General features: G+C 70.7%; 22 protein-coding genes. 7 read left to right on the plus strand and 15 right to left on the minus strand.

Going from position 1 to position 23,080, the window contains the following annotated elements; genetic code table 11:
* The first annotated feature begins 141 nt into the window (after positions 1 to 141).
* Positions 142 to 1,557 (plus strand): S8 family serine peptidase, encoded by a 1,416-nt coding sequence (locus tag ABGB08_RS46315; protein WP_347604254.1) that lies wholly within the window; start codon positions 142 to 144, stop codon positions 1,555 to 1,557.
* A gap of 1 nt (position 1,558) precedes the next feature.
* Here ABGB08_RS46315 and rpoZ read toward each other — a convergent pair whose 3' ends face one another.
* From rpoZ to pyrR, 11 genes are all read right to left on the minus strand, one after another.
* On the minus strand, positions 1,559 to 1,822 hold the full coding sequence (gene rpoZ, locus ABGB08_RS46320; RefSeq protein ID WP_155335393.1) for a DNA-directed RNA polymerase subunit omega: 264 nt from the start codon (positions 1,820 to 1,822) through the stop codon (positions 1,559 to 1,561).
* 17 nt (positions 1,823 to 1,839) lie between these two features.
* Positions 1,840 to 2,400 carry a guanylate kinase gene (gene gmk / locus ABGB08_RS46325; protein ID WP_347604256.1) on the minus strand — a complete coding sequence of 187 codons (561 nt, stop codon included), beginning with the start codon at positions 2,398 to 2,400 and terminating at the stop codon, positions 1,840 to 1,842.
* A 453-nt stretch (positions 2,401 to 2,853) separates the two neighbouring features.
* On the minus strand, positions 2,854 to 3,177 hold the full coding sequence (gene mihF / locus ABGB08_RS46330) for an integration host factor, actinobacterial type (protein WP_155335391.1): 324 nt from the start codon (positions 3,175 to 3,177) through the stop codon (positions 2,854 to 2,856).
* Between the two features lie 197 nt (positions 3,178 to 3,374).
* On the minus strand, positions 3,375 to 4,079 hold the full coding sequence (gene pyrF, locus ABGB08_RS46335) for an orotidine-5'-phosphate decarboxylase (RefSeq protein WP_155352059.1): 705 nt from the start codon (positions 4,077 to 4,079) through the stop codon (positions 3,375 to 3,377).
* Positions 4,076 to 5,035 (minus strand): dihydroorotate dehydrogenase, encoded by a 960-nt coding sequence (locus tag ABGB08_RS46340; protein ID WP_347604260.1) that lies wholly within the window; start codon positions 5,033 to 5,035, stop codon positions 4,076 to 4,078. The genes pyrF and ABGB08_RS46340 overlap by 4 nt, the downstream gene beginning before the upstream one ends.
* On the minus strand, positions 5,025 to 5,885 hold the full coding sequence (locus ABGB08_RS46345) for a dihydroorotate dehydrogenase electron transfer subunit (RefSeq protein ID WP_347604262.1): 861 nt from the start codon (positions 5,883 to 5,885) through the stop codon (positions 5,025 to 5,027). The genes ABGB08_RS46340 and ABGB08_RS46345 overlap by 11 nt, the downstream gene beginning before the upstream one ends.
* Before the next feature lie 16 nt (positions 5,886 to 5,901).
* On the minus strand, positions 5,902 to 9,180 hold the full coding sequence (gene carB, locus ABGB08_RS46350; RefSeq protein WP_347604264.1) for a carbamoyl-phosphate synthase large subunit: 3,279 nt from the start codon (positions 9,178 to 9,180) through the stop codon (positions 5,902 to 5,904).
* Positions 9,173 to 10,279: a glutamine-hydrolyzing carbamoyl-phosphate synthase small subunit gene (gene carA / locus ABGB08_RS46355; RefSeq protein WP_347604265.1), complete on the minus strand. Its 1,107-nt coding sequence runs from the start codon at positions 10,277 to 10,279 to the stop codon at positions 9,173 to 9,175. Before carA ends, carB begins: the two co-directional genes overlap by 8 nt.
* Positions 10,276 to 11,562 (minus strand): dihydroorotase, encoded by a 1,287-nt coding sequence (locus ABGB08_RS46360; protein ID WP_155356152.1) that lies wholly within the window; start codon positions 11,560 to 11,562, stop codon positions 10,276 to 10,278. Before ABGB08_RS46360 ends, carA begins: the two co-directional genes overlap by 4 nt.
* On the minus strand, positions 11,559 to 12,485 hold the full coding sequence (locus tag ABGB08_RS46365; RefSeq protein ID WP_347604268.1) for an aspartate carbamoyltransferase catalytic subunit: 927 nt from the start codon (positions 12,483 to 12,485) through the stop codon (positions 11,559 to 11,561). Before ABGB08_RS46365 ends, ABGB08_RS46360 begins: the two co-directional genes overlap by 4 nt.
* Positions 12,482 to 13,060: a bifunctional pyr operon transcriptional regulator/uracil phosphoribosyltransferase PyrR gene (gene pyrR, locus ABGB08_RS46370; protein ID WP_347604270.1), complete on the minus strand. Its 579-nt coding sequence runs from the start codon at positions 13,058 to 13,060 to the stop codon at positions 12,482 to 12,484. The genes ABGB08_RS46365 and pyrR overlap by 4 nt, the downstream gene beginning before the upstream one ends.
* Positions 13,061 to 13,437: 377 nt before the next feature.
* Between pyrR and ABGB08_RS46375 the strand changes: the two genes are divergently transcribed.
* From ABGB08_RS46375 to ABGB08_RS46385, 3 genes are all read left to right on the plus strand, one after another.
* A complete protein-coding gene (locus ABGB08_RS46375; protein ID WP_155352052.1) occupies positions 13,438 to 13,932 on the plus strand; it encodes a transcriptional regulator in 495 nt (164 codons plus the stop codon).
* A 144-nt stretch (positions 13,933 to 14,076) separates the two neighbouring features.
* Positions 14,077 to 14,292, plus strand: a complete 216-nt coding sequence (locus tag ABGB08_RS46380) for a DUF3040 domain-containing protein (RefSeq protein WP_155356149.1) — start codon at positions 14,077 to 14,079, stop codon at positions 14,290 to 14,292.
* A 144-nt stretch (positions 14,293 to 14,436) separates the two neighbouring features.
* Positions 14,437 to 15,669, plus strand: a complete 1,233-nt coding sequence (locus ABGB08_RS46385) for an arginine deiminase (protein WP_347604273.1) — start codon at positions 14,437 to 14,439, stop codon at positions 15,667 to 15,669.
* A 439-nt stretch (positions 15,670 to 16,108) separates the two neighbouring features.
* Here ABGB08_RS46385 and ABGB08_RS46390 read toward each other — a convergent pair whose 3' ends face one another.
* From ABGB08_RS46390 to ABGB08_RS46400, 3 genes are all read right to left on the minus strand, one after another.
* Positions 16,109 to 16,525 (minus strand): hypothetical protein, encoded by a 417-nt coding sequence (locus ABGB08_RS46390; protein WP_347604275.1) that lies wholly within the window; start codon positions 16,523 to 16,525, stop codon positions 16,109 to 16,111.
* A 542-nt stretch (positions 16,526 to 17,067) separates the two neighbouring features.
* The gene (locus ABGB08_RS46395; RefSeq protein WP_347604277.1) at positions 17,068 to 17,526 is read right to left on the minus strand and encodes an SAV_6107 family HEPN domain-containing protein; all 459 of its coding nucleotides are present in this window, start codon (positions 17,524 to 17,526) and stop codon (positions 17,068 to 17,070) included.
* A gap of 360 nt (positions 17,527 to 17,886) precedes the next feature.
* Positions 17,887 to 18,696 carry a L,D-transpeptidase family protein gene (locus ABGB08_RS46400; RefSeq protein ID WP_347604279.1) on the minus strand — a complete coding sequence of 270 codons (810 nt, stop codon included), beginning with the start codon at positions 18,694 to 18,696 and terminating at the stop codon, positions 17,887 to 17,889.
* Positions 18,697 to 18,847: 151 nt separating this feature from the next.
* Here ABGB08_RS46400 and ABGB08_RS46405 point away from each other — a divergent pair, with 151 nt between their 5' ends.
* Both ABGB08_RS46405 and ABGB08_RS46410 read left to right on the plus strand, forming a co-directional pair.
* Complete coding sequence (locus ABGB08_RS46405) at positions 18,848 to 19,324, plus strand: YbaK/EbsC family protein (RefSeq protein ID WP_347604281.1); 477 nt, start codon at positions 18,848 to 18,850, stop codon at positions 19,322 to 19,324.
* 52 nt (positions 19,325 to 19,376) lie between these two features.
* Positions 19,377 to 20,129 (plus strand): SDR family oxidoreductase, encoded by a 753-nt coding sequence (locus tag ABGB08_RS46410; RefSeq protein ID WP_347604283.1) that lies wholly within the window; start codon positions 19,377 to 19,379, stop codon positions 20,127 to 20,129.
* A 42-nt stretch (positions 20,130 to 20,171) separates the two neighbouring features.
* Here the strand turns inward: ABGB08_RS46410 and ABGB08_RS46415 are convergent, their stop codons facing one another.
* A complete protein-coding gene (locus tag ABGB08_RS46415) occupies positions 20,172 to 20,522 on the minus strand; it encodes a GntR family transcriptional regulator (RefSeq protein WP_347604320.1) in 351 nt (116 codons plus the stop codon).
* 99 nt (positions 20,523 to 20,621) lie between these two features.
* Between ABGB08_RS46415 and ABGB08_RS46420 the strand changes: the two genes are divergently transcribed.
* A complete protein-coding gene (locus tag ABGB08_RS46420; RefSeq protein WP_347604285.1) occupies positions 20,622 to 22,970 on the plus strand; it encodes an AAA family ATPase in 2,349 nt (782 codons plus the stop codon).
* The last annotated feature ends 110 nt before the right edge of the window (positions 22,971 to 23,080 follow it).

Consider the following 23,080-nt stretch of genomic DNA (forward strand, 5'->3'; position numbering starts at 1 on the left):
CACCCAGCCCTCTACTTACCCTCGGGCTCCGCCCGCCCCCGCCATCCCCCGTGAACACCCAGAGGAAGCGACCGCACAGCACCGCGGCTCCCCACCCCGCCCGTTGCTTACCCGCGGGCTCCGCCCGCCCCCGCCATCCTCGTGGTTCCGTCCCCGCGCCCTGCTGATCGCGCCGTCCCCGCCCCGGCCGCACCGGCGCTAGGCGCTGAGATCGCCTTCGAGGTGGCCGACGACGCGGGCCGCCCGATCGAGGGCGCGGCGGTCAGCCTGATCGGCGCCGCGTTCCCCACGACCGTGTTCACCGACGCGAGCGGCCGCGCCGAGGCGAGAGTGCCGCTGGAGGCGATGACCACCGCGACGGCCCTGATCGTCCACCCCGCGCGCGGCTGCTGGCCGGTCCGGGTGCCCCGCCCGGAGCTGCTGGTCAACGAGGCGAACCTGACCGTCTGCCCGCGGATCACCACAACGCACCCGGACTTCCCCGACCGCCCGCTCGACTCGTGGGGGCGACGGGTCATGGGCTTCGACCGGCTGCCGCCGAGCTACCGAGGACATGCCACCCGGATCGCGCTGATCGACTCTGGCGTGGCGGCCGGACATCCGGATCTCACCGAGCGGATCCCCGCGGGCCGCGACATCGTCGGCCAGGACGACAAGAGCTGGCAGGAGGACCACATCGGGACCGGTACCCACCACGCGGTGCTGATCGCGGGCCGCGACGACGGGACCGGGGTGGTGGGCTTGGCGCCGGACGCCGAGGTGCACGTGTGCCGGGTCACGCCGGGCGGGTGGGCCGCCGATCTGATCGAGGCGCTCGACTTCTGCGTCGAGCAGCAGATCGATGTCGCGCTGATCGCCTGCGCGATCCCGGAGCCGTCCGCGCTGGTGGCCGCCAAGATAGACGAAGCGCGGCGCAGCGGTGTCGCCTGCGTGGCCGCCGCCGGTGACGCCGCGGGCCCGATCCACCACCCCGCGGCGCTGCCGGGCGTGCTGTCCGTGGGCGCGATCGGGCAACTCGGCACGTTCCCCGCCGACAGCGCCGAGATCACCCAGCTGGCCGCGGCGCCCAGCCCGGAAGGTCTCTTCCCCGCCCGGTTCAGCAACGGCGGACCGGGGCTGGACTGCAGCGCGCCCGGGGTGGCGATCATCTCGGGCCTGCCGCCCACCAGTTACGGCCCGCTCAGCGGCACCGCGACGGCGGCGGCGCATGTGGCGGCGGTCGCGGCGCTGGTGCTCGCGCACCATCCGATGTTCCGCCCGGAATCCGGACGGCCGCAGATCACCAGGGACAGCACTCGGGTGGATCGGCTCTTCGAGGTGATCAAGGCGTCCTGCCGTCCGCTCCCGCACCTGGATCCGCGCTTGACCGGCGCCGGGATACCCGACGCGGCGGTGGCCGTGGGAGTCGCGCCGTGGGGCACGCACACGCCGCTGCCGGTCGCCTACAGCGCGGCCACCGGCCCGCTGTCACCTGCGGACCCCGGCGGAGGCACGCTCGCGCCGCTCACCGACGCCATGCGCGCCGCCGGACTGCTCACCGGCCAGGATGAAAGCTGACTCAGCCCTCGATGGGCTCCGAGGTCAGCAGACCTTCGCTGACCTCGCGCAGCGCGATGGACAGCGGCTTCTCCTGGGCGTGGGTCTCGACCAGCGGGCCCACGTACTCCAGCAGGCCCTCGCCGAGCTGGCTGTAGTAGGCGTTGATCTGGCGGGCCCGCTTGGCGCCCATGATGACCAGGCTGTACTTGCTGTCGACCACGTCGAGGAGCGCGTCGATGGACGGGTTGGTGATGCCTTCGGAGTAGGCCGCGCTGGTGGTCACGTCGTGGAGTCCCCTAGCTAGTTGTCAGCTTCAGCCATCAAGGCTATCAGTGCCTGGCACACGTCCTGGACCGATGTGTTGACCAGCGTCACGTCGAACTCCTTCTCGGCGGCCATCTCGACGAGGCCGGCTTCGAGGCGGCGGGCGATGACGTCGGGGGGTTCGGTGCCGCGGCCGCGGAGGCGGCGTTCGAGTTCCTCCCAGGAGGGGGGAGCGAGGAAGACCAGGAGGGCGTCGGGCATGCTGCCCCGGACCTGGCGGGCGCCCTGGAGGTCGATCTCCAGGAGGGTGGGCGTGGCGGTGGCGAGGCGGTCGAGCACGGCGGCCCGGGGGGTGCCGTAGCGGTTGCCCGCGAACTCCGCCCATTCCAGCAGCTCGCCGGCGGCGATCAGGCGGTCGAACTCGGCGTCGTCGGCGAAGAAATACTCGACGCCGTGGGTCTCGCCCGGGCGGGGCTTCCTGGTGGTCACCGAGACCGACAGCCACACCTGCGGGTGTGCCCGCCGGAGTTCGGCGACGACCGTGGACTTGCCCACACCGGACGGTCCGGACAGGACCGTCAGGCGGGTTTGAGGCATGGAGTCACCTTGACCTCCGCCCCGGGCCGAAGGCCGGGGATTCCCACCCTCGCGGGTGAGTTTTCCTGCTTCAGTGACGCTCGCCGGGATCGGAGTTGCCTCACCCGGTCTTACATGGTCTCCACAGGCATCACATCCCGCCAGTCCGGCGGTAGACCCTTTCGGACGCACAGCACTATACACGCTCTGCGCTTGGGCTGTCCCAGGTTCACTGGGACAGCCCTGACGAGGACCGCATTCATCCCCGGCCTGAAAACCGCCGGGGCTTTCTGCGGCTTCTTGGCAACCTGTCCAGGGCCCGCCGGACGCTGCGGCCTTATGGGCCGGACCGCTTTCAGGCCAGAACGAACCGGTCACTCAATGCCCCCCGTGTCGTGAGCTCGGCCACCCCAACGGGAATCCCCACGCGGAATCTCCGCCAGGGCCTCCCGCAGGATGACCGACAGCGTACGCCTAGCCTTCGGCGCCGCCGAACTCGCGCTCCAGGGAGGCGCGCTGGTTCGCGCCGAGGCCCCGCACGCGGCGGGACTCGGCGATACCAAGACGTTCCATCAGCTGCTTGGCGCGGACCTTGCCCACGCCAGGGAGCGACTCCAGCAGAGCCGAGACCTTCATCTTGCCGATGACGTCGTCGGTCTGCCCATCCTTCAGCACCTCGGCCAGAGATACCGCGCCATGCTTGAGCCGGTTCTTGACCTCAGCACGCTCCTTGCGGGCCTTGGCAGCCTTCTCAAGTGCTGCGGCGCGCTGCTCGGGGGTCAGGGGAGGAAGAGCCACGCCGGGTCACCTCGAATTTCTGTCGATGTACTCGGACGGGATGGGAAAGTAGCTGGTCTTTGCCCCATCAGGCAACGTCAAGACCTATTTCTGTCCCCACAAAGTCCAATAAACTACTCTCCGTAGTCATGATCTAACGGACTGTCTACGAAAACGGCCCTATCAGCTACGGAAGCAAGCCTCGCCTGATGAACGCCTCAGGGCCGCGAAAGGGCCGTCCGGCGCAGCGCCGCGGCGATCCCGGCGGCGGCCGCGCCGGGGTCCGGAGAACCGGTGATCGGGCGCCCGATGACGAGAAGATCGGCCCCGTCGGCGATGGCGGCCTCGGGAGTCGCTACCCTTGCCTGATCCTGGGTGTCGGCTCCGGCCGGCCGTACCCCCGGCGTGATCAATGTGACGCCGGGGCCGACCTCGGCGCGCACCGCGGCGACCTCGCGGGGGGAGCAGACGAGCGCCTGGGCCCCGGCGCCGACCGCGAGGGCGGCCAGCCGCCGGACCGCGTCCCCGGCGGGTCCCTGGATGCCGGTGCGGGCCAGATCGGCCTCCGACAGCGAGGTGAGCAGGGTGACGGCGGCGATCTGGGTCTGCGGGGCGGCCTCCACCGCCGCCTGGATCATGGCCGGGCCGCCGGTGGCGTGCACGGTGAGGATGGCGGGCTTGAGCCGGGCGACCGCGCGCGCGGCCCCGGCGACGGTGTTGGGAATGTCGTGCAGCTTCAAGTCCAGAAAAATCCGGACACCGCTGGCTCCGCGAACCGTGGCGAGCACGTCCGGGCCGTACCTCAGGTAAAGCTCAAGGCCGACCTTGACGGTCGAGACGTGCGGCGTGACCAGGCTCGCCCAGCGGGCCGCCGTCTCCAGGTCGGGTGCGTCCAGGGCGACGGCGATGGGTGCGGGGGTCACAGCGGGCTCTCCTCAAGATCATTTCGGTGGGCGGGGCGGTGGGCCAGGCCGACGGCGTCGGCCAGCCGGTCGAAGCCGCGCTCGTGCAGGAGTTCCTCGAGCTCCCGCAGGATGCGCGGGCAGGCGTACGGGTCATGGAACAGGGTCGTGCCCACGGCGACCGCGCAGGCGCCCGCCAGGACGAGCTCAAGGGCGTCCCGGCCGGACGTGACGCCGCCCATGCCGATCAGGGGCACCCCGGGTAAGGCCGCGTGCACCTGCCAGACGCAGCGGACCGCCAGCGGCCGGATGGCGGGCCCGGAGAGCCCGCCGGTCCCGGCGGCGAGCGCGGGGCGCATGGTGTCCACGTCGATGCTCATCCCGATCGGCGTGTTGATCATGGCGAGCGCGTCGGCGCCGCCGTCCACGCAGGCGCGGGCGATGGCGACCACATCGGCCACGTCCGGGGCGAGCTTGGCTACCACCGGCACGTCGTAGCGCATCGCGGCGCGCACCGAGGCGACGACCTCGGCCGCCGCGCCGCCGTCGCGGGCGAACACCCGGCCGCGGTCCTCCACGTTGGGGCAGGACAGGTTGATCTCCACGGCGGTGACGCCCGGCGCGTCGGCCAGCCGCCGGGCCAGCGCGGTGTACTCGGCCACGCTGCCGCCGCCGATGGAGACCACGGTCCTGGCGCCGCGCTCGGCCAGCCAGGGCAGCTCGCGGGCCAGGAAGGCCTCCACGCCCGGTCCCTGCAGCCCGACGGCGTTGAGCATGCCGGAGGGCGTCTCGGCCATCCTGGGGGTCGGACGGCCCGCTCTGGGGGCCATCGTGATGGACCGGGTGGTCAGCGCCCCGAACCGGGTCACGTCCGCGAAGGCCGACAGCTCCCGGCCGGTCCCGGCGCAGCCCGCCGCCGCCAGGATCGGATTGGGCAGCTCGACGTGCGCGAGGTACGCGCGCATGTCAACGGCCACGATCGCCCCCCGGCGCGCCCAGCGCGTCGAACGGGATCGTGCCAACGTCGTCGAAGCGCACCCGCTCGCCCCGGAAGACCGGCCCCTCGGTGCAGACCCGGACCATCCGGGTCGCGCCGTCGTCGCCGATCACCGGCACCACGCAGGTCATGCAGACGCCGATCCCGCAGGCCATGGCCTCCTCGACCGAGACCTGGACGGGGATGTCGAACTCCACGCAGACGGCGGTCACCCCGCGCAGCATGGGCATCGGGCCGCACGCGTAGACCACGTCGGCCCGGGTGTCGGCGATCACGGCGGGCAGCACGTCCACGACCGAGCCGCGCATGCCGAGCGAGCCGTCCTGGGTGGTCAGCGTGGTGGTCTCGCCCATCCGGCGGGCCCGCAGCGCGCCGAACACCCGGTCGGAGCTGGCCGCGCCGAGCACGAAGTCGACCCGGCAGTTGCGCTGGTGCAGCGCGTCGGCGAGGGCGAACAGGGGGGCGGAGCCGTACTCGCCGCCGACCAGCAGGCAGGTGGCGGGGTCGCGCGGGAGCGGGAAGGGGCGGCCGAGCGGGCCGACCATGTCGAGCGCGTCGCGGGCCTTGCGGTCGGCCAGCCAGGCCGTGCCGGGGCCGCGCACGGCGAAGACGAACTCCACCGTGCCGCCGTAGTCGGACTTCACGTCGTGCACGGCGAAGGCGCGCCGGGTCAGCATGGAGGTCTGCGGGCCGCCGACGGCGACGGTGACGAAGTGGCCGGGGCGGAACCGGTCGGCGATGCCCGGCGCGACGACGGTCAGCGCGTGGTACGCGTCGACCCGGCGCGTCGTCAGCACCGTGCCCGTCACCTGCACCGGCGTCCCGGCCACTCGTAAACTCCTCGGCTCAGCCTCGCAGCCGCCGCGCGTGCTCCTGCAGCGACCGTACGCCCACGTCCCCTCTGAGGATGTGCTGGATGCCCTGTACGGCGGCCGCCAGCCCCTGCACGGTGGTGATGCAGGCGATGCCGCGCAGCACGGCCGCGGTGCGGATCTCGTAGCCGTCCAGCCGCGGCCCGGACTGGCCGGGGCTGCCGAACGGGGTGTTGACGATGAGATCCACCTCGCCGTCCAGGATGCGCCGCACGATCGTCGGCTCACCTCCCGGGCCCGCGCCTTCGCTCTGCTTTCGCACGATCTTGGCACGGACGCCGTTACGGCGCAGCACCTCCGCCGTACCCTCCGTGGCCAGGATCTCGAATCCGAGCTCGGCGAGCGCCTTCACCGGGAAGATCATGGCGCGTTTGTCCTTGTTGGCCACGGACACGAACGCCCGCCCGGTGGTGGGCAGCCCGCCGTACGCGGCGGCCTGGGACTTGGCGTAGGCGGTGCCGAAGAACTCGTCGATGCCCATCACCTCGCCGGTGGAGCGCATCTCCGGGCCGAGCACGATGTCCACGCCGCGGAACCGGTCGAACGGCAGCACGGCCTCCTTGACCGCGATGGGCGCGTCCAGCGGCAGGGTGCCGCCGTCGCCCTCGGCCGGGAGCATGCCCTCGGCGCGCAGTTCGGCGACGGTGGCGCCCATCATGATCCGGGCCGCCGCCTTGGCCAGCGGCACCGCCGTGGCCTTGGACACGAACGGCACGGTACGGCTCGCGCGCGGGTTGGCCTCCAGCACGTAGAGCACGTTGGCGGCCAGCGCGTACTGCACGTTGAGCAGGCCGCGCACGCCGACGCCGCGGGCGATGGCCTCGGTGGCCGCGCGGATGCGCTTGATGTCGTGCCCGCCGAGGGTGATCGGCGGCAGCGCGCACGCCGAGTCGCCGGAGTGGATGCCGGCCTCCTCGATGTGCTCCATGACGCCGCCGAGGAAGAGCTCGGTCCCGTCGTAGAGCGCGTCCACGTCGATCTCGATGGCGTCGTCGAGGAACTTGTCGATCAGCACGGGGTGGTCGGTGGCGGCCTTGGACATGTAGGACGCGAGGGTCTCGTCGTCGTACACGATGGCCATCCCGGCCCCGCCCAGCACGTACGACGGCCGGACCAGCACCGGATAGCCGATCTCCCCGGCGATGTCGCGGGCTTCGGCGACGGTGAGCGCGGTGCCGTGCCGGGGCGCGGGCAGCCCGGCCTCGGCCAGCACCCGGCCGAACGCGCCGCGCTCCTCGGCCAGGTGGATGGACTCGGGCGAGGTGCCCACGACGGGCACGCCCGCGTCCTTGAGCGCCTGGGCGAGCCCGAGCGGCGTCTGCCCGCCGAGCTGCACGATCACCCCGGCCACCGGCCCGGTCTTGAGCTCGGCGTGCACCACCTCCAGGACGTCCTCCAGGGTGAGCGGCTCGAAGTAGAGCCGGTCGGAGGTGTCGTAGTCGGTGGAGACCGTCTCCGGGTTGCAGTTGACCATGACGGTCTCGAATCCGGCCCGGCTGAGCTCGAAGGAGGCGTGCACGCACGCGTAGTCGAACTCGATGCCCTGCCCGATCCTGTTCGGCCCGCTGCCCAGAATGATCACCTTGGGCCGGTCCCCCGCGGGGACCTCGCTCTCCTCGTCGTAGGTCGAGTAGAGGTACGGCGTGCGCGCCTCGAACTCGGCCGCGCAGGTGTCCACGGTGTGGAAGACCGGCCGCAGCCCGAGCGCGTGCCGCAGGTCGCGGACCCGGATCTCGTCGATGCCGAGGATCTCGGCGATCTGCACGTCGCTGAACCCGTGCTCCTTGGCGCGCAGCAGGGTGGGCTCGTCGAGATCGACGATCCCGGTGGCGATCTCGTGCAGCAGCATCAGCTGATCGAGGAACCAGGGGTCGATCTTCGTCGCGTCGTACAGCTCCTCGATGGTCGCGCCCGCCCTGATCGCCTGCTGCATCGTGCGCAGCCGCCCGTCATGTGGGGTTCGGCAGGCCGCCAGGAGCTCCTGCTTCGTTCCAGGTCCTCCTGACCAGCTGAACGAGGATCCCTTCTTCTCCAGCGATCTCAGGGCCTTCTGGAGGGCTTCCGGGAACGAGCGACCGATCGCCATGGCCTCGCCGACCGATTTCATGTGCGTGGTCAGCGTCTGATCGGCCCCCGCGAACTTCTCGAACGCGAACCGCGGCACCTTGACGACCACGTAGTCGAGCGACGGCTCGAACGACGCCGGGGTCTCCTTGGTGATGTCGTTGGGGACCTCGTCGAGCGTGTACCCGATCGCCAGCTTCGCCGCGATCTTGGCGATCGGGAAGCCGGTCGCCTTCGACGCGAGCGCGCTGGATCGCGACACCCGGGGGTTCATCTCGATCACGATCATGCGCCCGGTTTCCGGGTCCACCGCGAACTGGATGTTGCAGCCGCCGGTGTCCACGCCGACCTCGCGGATGACCGCGATGGCCACGTCCCGCATGTTCTGGTACTCCCGGTCGGTCAGCGTCATCGCCGGCGCCACGGTCACGCTGTCGCCGGTGTGCACGCCCATCGGGTCCACGTTCTCGATCGAGCAGACGATGACCACGTTGTCGTGCCGGTCCCGCATGACCTCCAGCTCGTACTCCTTCCAGCCGAGGATGGACTCCTCCAGGAGCACCTCGGTGGTCGGCGACGCGTCCAGGCCCGCCCCCGCCATCCGGCGCAGTTCCGCCTCGTCGTGGGCGAACCCGGAGCCGGCGCCGCCCATCGTGAACGAGGGCCGCACGACCACGGGGTAGCCGAGGACCTCGGCCGCCGCCAGGCAGTCGGCCATGGTGTGGCAGATGACGCTGCGCGCCGACTCGGCGTTCAGGCCGCGCTCGGCCGCCACCTTGGCCACGATGCCCTTGAACAGCTCCCGGTTCTCGCCCGCCTGGATGGCCTCGAAGTTGGCGCCGATCAGCTCGACCTCGTACTTGGCCAGCACGCCCGACTCGTGCAGCGCGACGGCCGCGTTGAGCGCGGTCTGGCCGCCCAGGGTGGGCAGCAGCGCGTCCGGGCGCTCCTTGGCGATGATCTGCTCGATGATGTCGGGGGTGATCGGCTCCACGTAGGTCGCGTCGGCGAACTCCGGATCCGTCATGATCGTCGCCGGGTTGCTGTTGACCAGGATGACCCGGAAGCCCTCCGCCCGCAGCACCCGGCACGCCTGGGTGCCCGAGTAGTCGAACTCGCAGGCCTGCCCGATCACGATCGGCCCGGAGCCGATCACCATGATCGACTCGATATCCGTCCGCTTAGGCACCCATGACCTCACAGAACTCGTCGAAGAGATAGGCGGCGTCGTGCGGCCCCGCGGCGGCCTCGGGGTGGTACTGCACGCTGAACGCCGGATAGTCGAGCAGCCGCAGCCCTTCGACGCAGCCGTCGTTGAGGTTCACGTGACTCACCTCGGCCCGCCCGTACGGCGTGTCGAAAGGCCCGTCCAGCGGCGCCTGTACGGCGAAACCGTGGTTGTGCGCCGAGATCTCCACCTTGCCGGTGCGGCGATCCTGGACCGGCTGGTTGACGCCGCGGTGACCGTACCTGAGCTTGTACGTGCCGAGCCCGAGCGCCCGCCCGAAGATCTGGTTGCCGAAGCAGATGCCGAAGAACGGCTTGCCCGCCGCCAGCACGCCGCGCAGCGCGGCCACCGCACCGTCGGCGGTGGCGGGGTCGCCGGGGCCGTTGGAGAAGAACACGCCGTCGGGGTCGAGGGCGAGGATCTCGGCGGCGGTCGCGGTGGCCGGGAGCACGTGCACCTCGCAGCCGCGTTCGGCCATCCGCTGCGGGGTCATCGCCTTGATGCCCAGATCCACGGCGGCGACCGTGAACCGCTTCTCCCCCACGGCCGGGACGACGTAGGGCTCTATCGCGCTCACCTCGGCGGACAGGTCGGCGCCGAGCATGGCGGGCGAACGCCGTACCCGCTCGACCAGCTCGGCGACGGGCGCGAGCGCGTCGCCGGAGAAGACCCCGGCCCGCATGGCGCCGCGCTCGCGCAGGTGGCGGGTGAGCGCCCTGGTGCCGCGCACGGCGATCCCGACCACGCCCTGCTGGCGCAGGTAGTCCTCCAGGGACGTGGTGGCGCGCCAGTTGCTCGCCACCCGGGCGGGCTCGCGTACCACGTAGCCGGCCACCCAGACGCGGCCGGACTCGGGGTCCTCCTCGTTGACGCCGGTGTTGCCGATGTGCGGCGCGGTCATCGCGACGATCTGCCGGTGGTAGGACGGGTCGGTGAGGGTCTCCTGATATCCGGTCATGCCGGTGTTGAAGACCATCTCGCCGAACGTCTCGCCCACGGCTCCGTAAGGGGCGCCCTCGAAGACTCTGCCGTCTTCCAAGACCAGGAGCGCAGGACTCATACGAGTTTCCCTTCCAGAACGGTCGGCCTGCCCCGCAGGAAGGTCGCCACCACCCGGCCGGGCAGGGTCATCCCCTCATACGGGGTGTTTCTGCTCTTGGACGCCATCGCGCCGGGATCCACCAGCGCGCGGACGGACGGGTCGTACAGCGTGATGTTCGCGACCGAGCCGACCTCCACCGGCTGCCCGTGCCCGGCCAGCCGGCCGATCCGCGCGGGCCGGGAGGACATCCGGTCGGCCACCGCCGCCCAGTCGAGCAGGCCGGTCTCCACCATGGCCTCCTGCACCGCGCTCAGCGCCGTCTCCAGGCCGATCATGCCCATCGCGGCGGCGGCCCACTCGGTCTCCTTGTCCTCGACCGGGTGCGGCGCGTGGTCGGTGGCGACGCAGTCGATCGTGCCGTCGGCCAGCGCCTCCCGCAGCGCCCGCACGTCGTCGCGGGTGCGCAGCGGCGGGTTCACCTTGTAGATCGGGTTGTACGGCCCGACCGGCGACTTCTCCGCGCAGGCGTCGGTGAGCAGCAGGTGATGCGGGGTGACCTCGGCGGTGACGTCCCAGCCCTTCGACTTGGCCCAGCGGATGATCTCCACGGAGCCGGCGGTCGAGACGTGGCAGACGTGCAGCCGGGAGCCGACGTGGGCGGCCAGCAGGCAGTCCCGCGCGATGATCGCCTCCTCGGCCACGGCGGGCCAGCCGGCCAGGCCGAGCCGCCCGGAGACCTCGCCCTCGTTCAGCTGGGCGCCCTCGGTGAGGCGGGGCTCCTGGGCGTGCTGGGCCACGACGCCGTCGAACGCCTTGACGTATTCCAGCGCGCGGCGCATCAGCACCGCGTCGGAGACGCACTTGCCGTCGTCGGAGAAGACCCGGACCCGGGCCGCCGAGTCGGCCATCGCGCCCAGCTCGGCCAGCTGCCTGCCGTCCAGGCCGCTGGTGACCGCGCCGACCGGCTGCACGTCGCAGTGGCCGTACTCCTGGCCGAGCCGCCAGACCTGCTCGACCACCCCGGCGGTGTCGGCCACCGGGGAGGTGTTGGCCATCGCGTGCACGGCGGTGTAGCCGCCGCGGGCGGCGGCCTGGGTGCCGGTCTCGACCGTCTCGGCGTCCTCCCGGCCCGGCTCGCGCAGGTGGGTGTGCAGGTCCACCAGTCCGGGCAGGGCGAGCAGCCCGTCGGCGTCGAAGACCGTCTCGCCGCCGAGGCCGGGGCCGATCTCGGCGATCAGGCCGCTGTCGATCCTGAGGTCGACGGGGTCGCCGCCGAGGATGCGGGCGTTTCTGATGATCACTGGACTTCTCCCCCGATCGCGCCGCCGAGCAGCAGGTAGAGCACGGCCATCCGGACGGTCACGCCGTTGGCGACCTGCTCCACGATGGTCGAGCGCGGCGAGTCGGCGACCTCGGCGGAGATCTCCATGCCGCGGTTCATCGGGCCCGGGTGCATGACGATGGCGTCGTCGTGCAGCTTGGCGAACCGGTCGCGGTCCAGGCCGTAGCGGCGGCTGTACTCGCGGGCGGACGGGAAGAAGGCGGCGTTCTGGCGTTCCAGCTGGACGCGGAGCATCATCACCACGTCCGACTTGGGGAGCACCGCGTCCAGGTCGTAGGAGACCAGGCAGGGCCAGTTCTCCACGGCGACCGGGAGGAGGGTGGGCGGGGCGACCAGGGTGACCTCGGCGCCGAGCGACGCCAGCAGGAGCACGTTGGAGCGGGCCACCCTGCTGTGCAGGATGTCGCCGACCACGGCCACCTTGAGGCCCTCCAGGCGGCCCATCCTGCGGCGCATGCTGAACGCGTCCAGCAGGGCCTGGGTGGGGTGCTCGTGGGTGCCGTCCCCGGCGTTGACCACGCTGCCGCGGACCCAGTTGGCCAGGCGGTGCGGGGCGCCGGAGGCGCTGTGCCGGATCACCACGGCGTCGGCGCCCATGGCCTCCAGGGTGAGCGCGGTGTCCTTGAGCGACTCGCCCTTGGAGACGCTGGAGCCCTTCGCCGAGAAGTTGATCACGTCGGCGGACAGGCGTTTGGCGGCGGCCTCGAACGAGATGCGGGTGCGGGTGGAGTCCTCGAAGAACAGGTTCACCACCGTGCGGCCGCGCAGCGTCGGCAGCTTCTTGATGGAGCGCTCGGAGACCCGGGCCAGCTCCTCGGCGGTGTCCAGGATGAGCAGGGCGTCGTCGCGGCCGAGGTCGCCCGCGGAGATCAGGTGCTTCACCGCTCCCCCTCCCTGACCAGCAGCACCGCGTCGCGGCCGTCGATCTCCTCCAGGAAGACCCGGACCTTCTCGCTCTTGGCGGTCGGCAGGTTCTTGCCGACGTAGTCGGCCCGGATGGGCAGCTCGCGGTGACCGCGATCGACCAGGGTGGCCAGCTGGACCGCGCGGGGGCGGCCGAGGTCGTTGAGGGCGTCCAGCGCGGCCCGTACGGTACGGCCGGAGAACAGCACGTCGTCCACCAGGACCACGATCTTGTCGTCGATCCCGCCGGGCGGCAGGTCGGTGTGGCCGAGCGGCCGGGCGGGCTTGAGCCGGAGATCGTCGCGGTACATCGTGATGTCCACGGCGCCGACCGGGACCTTGCGCCCCTCGAACTGGGCGACGCGCTCGGCGAGCCGCCGGGCCAGGGTCGCGCCACGGGTGGGGATACCCAGCAGGACGACACTTTGCGCGCCCTTGGTGCGCTCCAGGATCTCGTGCGCGATCCGGGTCAAGGCCCGGTGGATGTCGGGTCCTTCCAGGACCGCTCGCGCCAGATCCCCCCCAGAAACCGGGGGATTTTGGGCATCGGACATGAAAAAATCACCGCCTTTCCCGCCTCACAGGACGGGTCTTAAAAGGGTGTCAGGCGCTAGAACACTACCAGGCTCCCGCCGATGGCCTGGGACGATAGGCCCCAGCGGGCATCGAACCACCCTCGCCCGAAACCCGAGGATGGCTCGGTTGTCGGGGAGAGCACTGTTTGGCCATCTTTTCCCAATCGACTTGACCTTTCCCGGTCACGGCTTTACCGTCACTGTCCGTAACCACAACTCGCGACCTTCCTGGGTAAAACCCGACGCAGTGGTCACCGAAGGTGCCTGCCCCCAGGTACAGCCCCGGTGGTTAGTGCATTCGGTACAAGGACGCACAATCAACCTAAGAACAGACATAGAAAGCCGGGGGCCATACGATGCCGTCTGACTACGCCAAGTCGCTGGGCGCGCGACTCCGCGCCATCCGCACCCAACAGGGTCTGTCCTTGCATGGGGTAGAAGAGAAGTCCCGGGGGCGATGGAAGGCCGTCGTCGTCGGATCGTACGAGCGTGGGGATCGTGCGGTCACGGTGCAGAAGCTGGCCGAGCTGGCGGACTTCTACGGGGTGCCCGTCTCGGAGCTGTTGCCCGGGGGCGCCGCGCCTTCCCCGCTGCTGCCGACGCCGAAGCTGGTCATCGACCTGGAGCGGCTTTCCCAGTTGCCGAAGGACAAGGCCGGGCCGCTGGCCCGCTACGCCGCGACGATCCAGTCGCAGCGCGGGGACTACAACGGCAAGGTGCTGAGCATCCGGCAGGAGGACCTGCGCTCGCTCGCGGTCATCTACGACAAGTCGCCGTCGGAGCTGACCGAGGAGTTCATCAGCTGGGGTGTGCTGGACGCCGAGGCTCGCCGGGCGGTCGAGTCCTTCTGACCCGCCCGCTTCCCTCGGCTCGCGTCCCTCCGGCGGCCTGGCCGCTGGAGGGAGCCGCCGAAGATCTACCCGCTGCCGTCTTGGAAAAATAGGGCAAAGGGCGATAAAACTTCCTTCTACCAGATTTATTAGGAGGAAGCAGACATGGGGCTGTCTACGCGCGAGCGACGCGTGCTCGATGAGATCGCACGCCGTGTGCGCGCCGAGGATCCGGCCCTGGCCGATCGCCTGTCCGGCCACGGCACCGGCACCGTGCACGCCGAGATGCTCCCATCCCGGCCCCAGGCCTGGCCGATCATCGCCCTGGCTGTGATCCTGGCCGGTTGCGCGCTCCTCTACACCGTCACCACCTCGAAATAGGGCGGCTCTCCCACCCACCCTCCCTTCGTTTCCCCCGGGCTCCGCCCGCCCCCGCCATCGCCGTGGGCAATGTGGGTTCGCGGTTTGTGACCCCTTGTGCCGGGCAGGTCCCGATTGCCGCATGTGCTTCGCGCCGGGGGGATCATGACTTTTCAGGTGGATTCCGAGGTGGGGCGGCTCCACCAGGTGCTGGTGCACACGCCGGACCTCTCGCTGAAGCGGCTCACCCCCAGCAACAAGGATGACCTGCTCTTCGACGACGTACTGTGGGTGCAGCGCGCCATCGAGGAGCATCAGGAGTTCCAGCTGGTGCTGCGGGAGCGCGGCGTCACGGTGCTCCCGCTGCTGGACCTGCTCCGGGAGACGATCACGATCCCCGAGGCCAGGAAGCACATCCTGGACGCCAGCGTCGACGAGCGCTGGTTCGGGCCGCTGGCCACCGACGCCATCCGTGACGCCCTGGACGCGCTCGACGAGAAGGCGCTCGCGCCGTACCTGACGGGCGGCATCACCAAGCGGGAGATCATGGAGCTGGGCTGCGACCCCAAGTCGCTGGCGTTCCACACCCTCGGCCCGGACGACTTCGTGCTGCCGCCGCTGCCCAACCACCTGTTCACCCGGGACACCTCGTGCTGGATCTACGACGGCGTCTCGATCAACGCGATGCGCAAGAAGGCCCGCCGCCGCGAAACGGTCAACATGGAAGCGATCTACAAATTCCACCCCAAGTTCGCGCCTGGGTACGGCACCGCCTTCCACGTCTGGAACGAGGGCACCCCGATGGCCCCCGCCACCATCGAGGGTGGCGACGTCCTGGTCATCGGGCGGGGCGCGGTCCTGGTCGGGATGAGTGAGCGCACCCAGCCCCAGGCCGTCGAAATGCTCGCCCAGAAGCTGTTCCGCGCCGGCTCGGCCCGGAAGATCGTGGCGCTGAACCTGCCGAAGGCGCGGGCGTTCATGCACCTGGACACAGTGCTGACCAACGTGGACGCCGGAGTGTTCACCAAGTACGCGGCCCTGGGCATGCTGCCGTCGTACACGATCGAACCCGGCGCCACCGACCGGGAGCTCAAGGTCACCGACCACCCCGCCGAGGACATGCACCAGGCCATCGCCCGCGCTCTCGACATGCCCGACATCACGGTCCTCACCGCCGTCCAGGACGTGCACGCCGCCGAACGGGAGCAGTGGGACGACGGCTGCAACGTCCTGGCCATCGCCCCCGGCGTGGTCATCGCCTACGAGCGCAACACCACAACCAACAACTACCTGCGCTCCCACGGCATCGAGGTCATCACCATCCGCGGCAGCGAACTCGGCCGCGGCCGCGGCGGCCCCCGCTGCATGAGCTGCCCTCTCGAACGCGACGGCATCTAACCGACCTCACCACCAGCGCCAGCCGAATCGGGCCTCGTTCATGCCCAGCACGCGCATCAGCTCGAACTCGACCCGGTCCGACCGCACCACTGGCCACACCCGCCCGCGGGTTAGGGCTCTTCGCAAGCGGTCGCGAATCGGCCGCGGCCGCCCCCGCTGTATGAGGTGCTCCCGACGGCACCCTAACCGGGCTTTCGCCTAGAAGGTTTCCTGCGGACCGGATCCGCACCCAGCGGATCCGGCCATGGTGCCCGTCGGGCCACGTCGTCGAAGTTTCAGCGGCGCGAGCTCCAGGCCGCCCAGCGTGCCGCCCGCCGCGAGGACCACGGCCGCGCCGCGCCACCGGGGCCGGCCGAACCGGTCTCGTCCATGCCCAGCACACGCATCGGCATCGGGCTCAACCAGTTCGACCGTGCCCCTGGCCACGACCGCTCGCGGGTTAGGGCTCTTGGCAAAGGGTGCAGCCGGGCGGGCCCCCCGGCGGGAGCTCGGGGTCCGGCGGCGGAGGCAGCGGGAAGGGGATCTCGTCGTCCCAGTCCGGGATCCTTGGGTCCCCGGTAGCGGTGCAGGACAGGAAGTCGATGGTGGTGATGCCGGTGGTCGTGCCCCACGACTGCTGCGGCACGCCGGGGCATCCGAACCAGGTCTGGCCGATCGCGGGTCCACCCAGCCCGTCGTGGAAGGTCAGTACCGTCAGGAAGTCACCGCCCTCGTCCGGATGTCCCGGGGTCGGCGGAAGCGCGTAGGCCGGTCCGCCACCGAGCGCGATCGCGCCGGCGACCAGCACGGTCGCGACCAGGCCGCGCCTTAAGAAGCCACGCTTGAGATTGGATGCGGATACTCGGGGTTCTGTCATCGAAGTGTCCCAGCCCTCTTTCGAGTCACACAGTCGGCTGCTTTCACTCCTCAGACGTGACACCACGTTCCGCCCTGTTCCCCCATCCAGTTCCACCCGTTCCACCCGTTCCACCCGTTCCACCCGTTCCACCGAGGGATCATCATCGAACATCCCCCAGCGCCCGGCAGCTCCTCCATCCCGGCCATCGAGGAAGACGTTGTCGCCCTCCCCTCCAATGGTCACGAGCAGACGGCAGCGCGGTCCCTGGACCGGACCACCCCTCCGCCTGCCCGCCGCAGACCGGGTCCCGATCCGGGAGACCGCCCACGGCACGGCATGCCGAAACCGGTCACCTGCCCGGCGACGTTGTCGTGAAGAAGGGTAGGAACCGGCGAGCATCCCTGTGAGAAGGGAACGGTCAGTGCCGGGCCGGGCGCGTGGCCCGTCGCGTTATGGCCGGTGGTGGTGGCTTAGCCCGCCTGGTAGTCCGGAACATGCCACTCTTTCGATGCGATCCGGATAACGGTGATGGTGGCTTAGCCCGCCTGCCAGTGTTCTCTTCAACCCGCCATGGGGAGGGTTTGCTGGGTGACGACGCCGAGGGTGGATTCGATGATGGTGACGAAGCCCTCGGCTTCGGCGATGAGTTCGTCGGCGTCGTGGGGGCTGACGAGGTGGATGAGGCCGGCTTCGGCGGCGGCGCGTTTCTTGGCGCTGATCGCGAAGTAGGCGGCCCACTGGGAGAGTTCGGGCTGGGCCTCAGGCAGGAGCTCCCAGGCGCTGCGCAGCCGCCGGCGGCGGCCGTCGATGGGCTGGGGGCGGGCGGCCAGGATCGCCGCGGCCGCGCGGAGTGCCGCGAGGTGGGCGTTGATGTAGCGTTCCGCCGGGGATGTCGCGAGGGTCGCGTCCGCCAGGCAGGCGCGGGCGTCCGTCAGGTGTGCGAGAACGGTCCGCGACACCTTGGGCCCGCTGGGCCCGGTGCCGGGCCCGCTGCTGGGCCCGTTGTGCGGTCCGGTCATGCCAGCCTCCTAGGGCTTGGTGGCCTCCGGCGATCTCCGCCGGTGGAATCAGACTCGCAGACGCCACCGACATTTCCCGCCTGCGGTTCCTCCAGGTCGCTGCACCGGCCGGACGAGGAGCTTCCCCTCTCCCCGTCCGGCCCAAGCTTCGGGGCCGCGCCCCCACTCGTCTCCGCCGACGACGGGGAGCGCAGGCCCCTCTTGGGTGAGAGCAGGCCGCGAGTCCCACGCTCACGCCTCGAACATAATTTCGACCAAGGTCAAAGTCAAGCACTTCGCCGAACAGGGGTTCGATCAATGGCACTCTCCGCGCACGAAAACGGCCCCGCACCTGGACAGATGCGGGGCCGTCGAAATGCGTCAGCGGGCGAACTTGCCCCGCACGTGCACGGGCACACCCGTGCCCAGCTGTCCCGGGAGGATCTCCGCGACGTGCATCGGCAGCCGTACACAGCCGTGGGAGGCCGGGTAGAGCGGCACCGACAGCGCGCCGTGGAAGGCGATGCCGCCGTTGAAGAAGATCGGGTTGTACAGCTGGCCCAGGTAGGACTTGTGCCAGCCGCTGCGCCGCCAGGTCGTCTTGAAGTTCCCGGTGGGCGTGCGCGCGTCGCCGGAGAACCGCTGGCGCTCGCCGTTCCACATCGCGTACTCGACGTACGGCACGCCGCTGCCGGACGAGATGTGGGTGATCAGCCGGATCTGGCCGCCTCGATAGAGGACCATGATCTGCTTGGTCAGGTTGACCTCGGCCCGGTTGGGCTTGCCGTTCGGCACCAGGACCTTGGGCTGGACCGGCTGTTCCAGGGCGTTCCACGTCCTGGCCGTGATCGTGCTGGACGGCTTGAGGCCCTGGACCTTCTGGAAGGCCCAGACGGCGGCCTGGGTGGCGCCGCCGTACCTGCCGTCGATCTTGCCGGGGAGATATTTCAGTTCTCTGAGCCGCGTCTGGAGCGCCTTGACCGCCGCCCCCTTCGCGCCCAGCTTGAGCGTCTTGCCCGGGGCGATGAACGGCGCCGGCTCCCAGGCCGACACCAATCGGACCGCTCCAGAGTCCAGGCTGACCGCAGCCGGACGTGCGTGCTCAGCACCCGTCACAGCGCAACCGGTCAGCGCCACGGCCGCCGCCGATAACAGCGCCGCGGCGGCGAGATGACGGCGTCGAGCCCTCATCTACATCAACCCCCTCATTTTCACCATCATTTGGCAAAGGACAGTAGCGCACGAGGTACTTGGATCCCGCTTGACAGCTACTTGATCCCTGGTGGGGCAATGGGGGCGTAACGCGAGCCTCCTGCCCTTCCTTACTGTTTAGAGTTAGCGGATGAGTGAAAAGTTGCACCCCAACATCGCCCATATCGCCGCAATCCTCCGCGAAATGGGCGCAACCGGTGAGCCCGTCGTGCTCGGCGAATCAGCCCCCACCGCGGCCACCGCCGCCGCCCAGCTCGGCTGCGAGGTCGGCGCGATCGCCAACAGCCTGATCTTCAACGCGGAGGGCGCCCCGCTGCTGGTGCTCACCAGCGGCGCCCACCGCGTCAACACCGACCTGGTCGCCACCACCATCGGCGTCGCCAAGCTCCGCCGCGCCACCCCGGAGTTCGTCCGCGAGCACACCGGCCAGCCCATCGGCGGCGTCGCCCCCCTGGGCCACCCGGCGCCGGTCCGCACCCTGGTGGACACGTGGCTGGCCAAGCACCCGACCATCTGGGCCGCCGCCGGTCACCCGCACGCCGTCTTCTCCACCACGTACGACGAGCTGCTGAAACTCACCGACGGCACGCCCACCGAGGTCGAGTAGTAAATCAAGCATTTGCTTGACTCACCGGAGCCGCCGGATCTACCGTGGCTTCGTGGATCTGGAGCTTGCGGGCCGTTGCGCCCTGGTCACGGGCGCGAGCGCCGGTATCGGCAAGGCCACCGCCCGCCTGCTGGCCGCCGAGGGAGCCCAGGTCGTCCTGGTCGCCCGCCGCCTGGATGCCCTGGAGACCCTCTCGGCGGAGATCGAAGCCGAGGGCCGTCTCCGTCCCCTCTGCCTGGCGGCCGACCTCACCGGCCCGGACGCCCCTGAGCGCCTGCGCGACCAGGTGAACGACCGCCTCGGCCGACTCGACATCCTGATCAACAACGCCGGTCGCGCCGAACCCGCCGGCGCCACTCTCGACGAGGCGCTCTGGCGGAGCCAGTTCGAGCTCAACTTCCACGCCAAACGGCGCCTGGCCGAGGAGTTCCTGCCCCTGCTGGCGGCGGGCGGTCAAGGCCGGGTGGTGAACCTGGTCGGCATCCTGGAGCCGTTCGGGGTCTCGGCCGCCCAGTCCGCGATCGCGGCATGCGTCCTCTGGTCCAAGGGCTTCTCGCGCACGGTCGCGGACCGCCGTGTCACCGTGAACTGCGTGGCCCCCGGCCGGATCGACAGCGAGCAGATCCGCGCGCACTTCCCCACCCGCGAGGCCCAGGCGGACTTCGCACGGCAGCTCATCCCGGCCGGGCGTTTCGGGACAGCCGAGGAGGCCGCCGCCCTCATCGTCTTCCTCGCCTCGGGCCCCGCCCGTTACATCACCGGAGAGACCTTCACCGTCGACGGCGGCATGCACCGTTCGATCTAGCCCGCTCGGTCACGGTGAACGAGGGGACCGGGTCAATCAGGATCAGGCGCCGTTTCGCAGGGTGAGCAGCGCGTCCCGGACCGCGGTGACCGCCTCCTCGTCGGAGGTTCCGGTGTGCAGCGCGGCCCTGGCGAACTCTTCGGCCGCCGCTGTCAGCCGGAGTCGCACCTGGTCGGCCGCAGCGGTGATGACGGCAGCCCGGCCACGGCGGAGGTCGACCAGCCCTTCTTCGCGTAGCTGCTGGTACCCGCGAAGGACGGTGTGCAGGTTGATGCCGAGGGCGGCGGCCACGTTCCGCGCCGAAGGCAATTGGTCTCCCGCCGCAGCATGGCCATGGTGGTGGCGCTGCGGGTCACCGGCAACCCAGGTTCTGCTGTTCTGACCTGCGGTGATACAGGGCGGCTGACGCGTACCCGCAAGAACAAGACTGTTTTTCCGTTAATCCCAGCCGCACTCTTGACTGGCCTCAGACCAGCGACAAGAGGGCGGAACGTGACATTGCCAGACCCGGAAGCCGGGAATCCGATCAGGCGCGAGGACGCGTACGTGTCTATGCTCTACCGGCGACTCGACACACTTCGCGCGGATACGGCGGCCCGGCTGGCCGCGATATCGCGGGGCGTCGGCGGTACGGCGCAGGCCCGGGCGGAAAGGGACGCCGCCTTCAGCGAGTACTCCGGCAGACTCGCGCGGCTCGACGCGGCGGAGAACGGCCTGTGCTTCGGGCGCCTGGACCTCAGCGGCGGCGGGCGGCACTACATCGGCCGCATCGGGCTGCCGTCCCCTGAGGGCGATCCGCTGCTCGTGGACTGGCGAGCGCCCGCCGCCCGGCCGTTCTACGTGGCGACCACCGCCGTCCCGGAGGGCGTACACCGGCGGCGTCACATCGTGACCCGCGGCCGCCGCGTGGTGAGCGTGGACGACGAGGTCCTCGACGGCGGCGGGGCGCCCGGCGCGGAGACGCTGGCGGGGGAGGCCGCGTTGCTGGCGGCGCTGAACGCCGGGCGGACCGGGCGGATGCACGATGTCGTGGCGACCCTGCAAGCCGAACAGGACGCGATCATCCGGTCCGACCACCGCGGGGTGCTGGTGGTGCAGGGCGGGCCAGGCACCGGCAAGACCGCGGTCGCCCTGCATCGCGCCGCGTATCTGCTCTACAACCGTCCCCGGCTGGCCGCCCAGGGCGTGCTGGTCGTCGGACCGAACACCACCTTCCTCAGCTACATCGGGCAGGTGCTGCCCGGCCTGGGCGAGACCGGCGTGCTGCTCGCCACCATCGCCGAACTGTTCCCCGGCGTCAGCACGGACCGCGCGGAGCCCGCGCCGGCGGCGGAGGTCAAGGGCCGGGCGGTGATGGCCGAGGTGCTGGCCGCCGCCGTACGCGAGCGACAGGCGCCGCCCGGCGTCTTGTCGCGCTTGGACCGCGATGCCCGCGCTCAGGCGGCGGCACGAGCGCGCGCCTCGGGCCTGCCGCACAACCGGGCGCGACCGGTATTCGCCGACGCGATCATCGATCATCTCGCGCGTGGTCTGGCCGAACAGACCCGCAGGCTGGCCGACCGCCTCGAAGCCGAAATAGCCGATGTCCTGGCCGAGGCAGACGTGGACAGAGCCGTGCGGGACGACCTCGCGGGCCTGGAGGGTGTGCTCCCCCGGGAGATCGTCGACGACGAGGACGATCTGCGTCGAGAACTGGCCTCGGATCCCGACGTGCGCGCGGAGATCGACGCGCTGTGGCCGGCGCTGACACCGCAGCGACTGCTTGAAGATCTGTTCGCCGACCCGGACCGGCTGGCCGCCTGTGCCCCCCAGCTGAGCGAGCCCGAGCGGGCGTCGCTGGTCCGGGCGCCGGGCGGCTGGAGCGCGGCCGACGTGCCGCTGCTGGACGAGGCCGCCGAGCTGCTCGGCGTGGACGACCGGGCCGTCCGGGCGCGAGCGGCACGTGAACGTGCCCGGCACATCGAGTACGCCCAGGGGGTTCTGGACATCGCGCGGTTCGGCGACGACGAGGCCCGGGAGACGCTGGCAGCCGGGGATCTGCTGGACGCGCGCGGCCTCGCCGACCGCCACCACGAGGTCGAGCAGGCCACGGTGGCCGAACGGGCGGCCGCCGACCGGACCTGGACCTACGGGCATGTGATCGTGGACGAGGCGCAGGAGCTGTCCCAGATGGCCTGGCGGCAGCTGATGCGGCGCTGCCCCAGCAGGTCGATGACCCTCGTCGGGGACGTGGCCCAGACCTCGGACGCGGCCGGAACCACGTCCTGGGACCGGGTGCTTCACCCCTACGTCGGCGACCGGTGGCGGCTGGCCCGGCTGTCGGTCAACTACCGCACCCCCGCCGAGATCATGGCAGCGACCGCCGACCTTCTGGCCGGTCTCGATCCCGAGATGGCGCCGCCGAAGTCCGTACGGGAGACCGGCATGCCTCCATGGCGGATGAGCACCTCCGCACGCGCGCTGCCCGAACGTCTTGCCCACCACACCGCTCAGGAAGCGGCGCTGCTGGGCGACGGACGGCTCGCCGTGATTGTCCCCGACGACCGGACCGCCGAACTGGCCACCGCGATCCAGGCCACCCTCCCCGACGCCGCCTTCGGCCCGCACCCCGATCTGACGGCCCCGATCGTGGTCCTGGGCGTCAAACAGGTCAAAGGACTCGAATTCGACTCGGTCCTGGTCGCCGATCCGGCCGCGATCCTGAGCGCTTCCCCCCGGGGACGCAATGACCTGTACGTGGCCCTGACCAGGGCCACGCAACGGCTCGGTATCCTGCACCCAGGACCGGCACCCGCCGAAATAGCCCGCACAGTGCGCGAACGCGACACCGGGCTCGGATGACCGGATCACCTCCCAGCTGGTACGTCGGCGCAACGCCCCAGCCCCAGAATCGCGTCGTCCTCCCCGCCCTTCTCGGGCTTGCCCTTAACCCGCGGCCCAAATTGAGGAGT

It is taken from the genome of Acrocarpospora sp. B8E8, assembly GCF_039871605.1.
Classification (GTDB): Bacteria; Actinomycetota; Actinomycetes; order Streptosporangiales; family Streptosporangiaceae; genus Acrocarpospora; species Acrocarpospora macrocephala.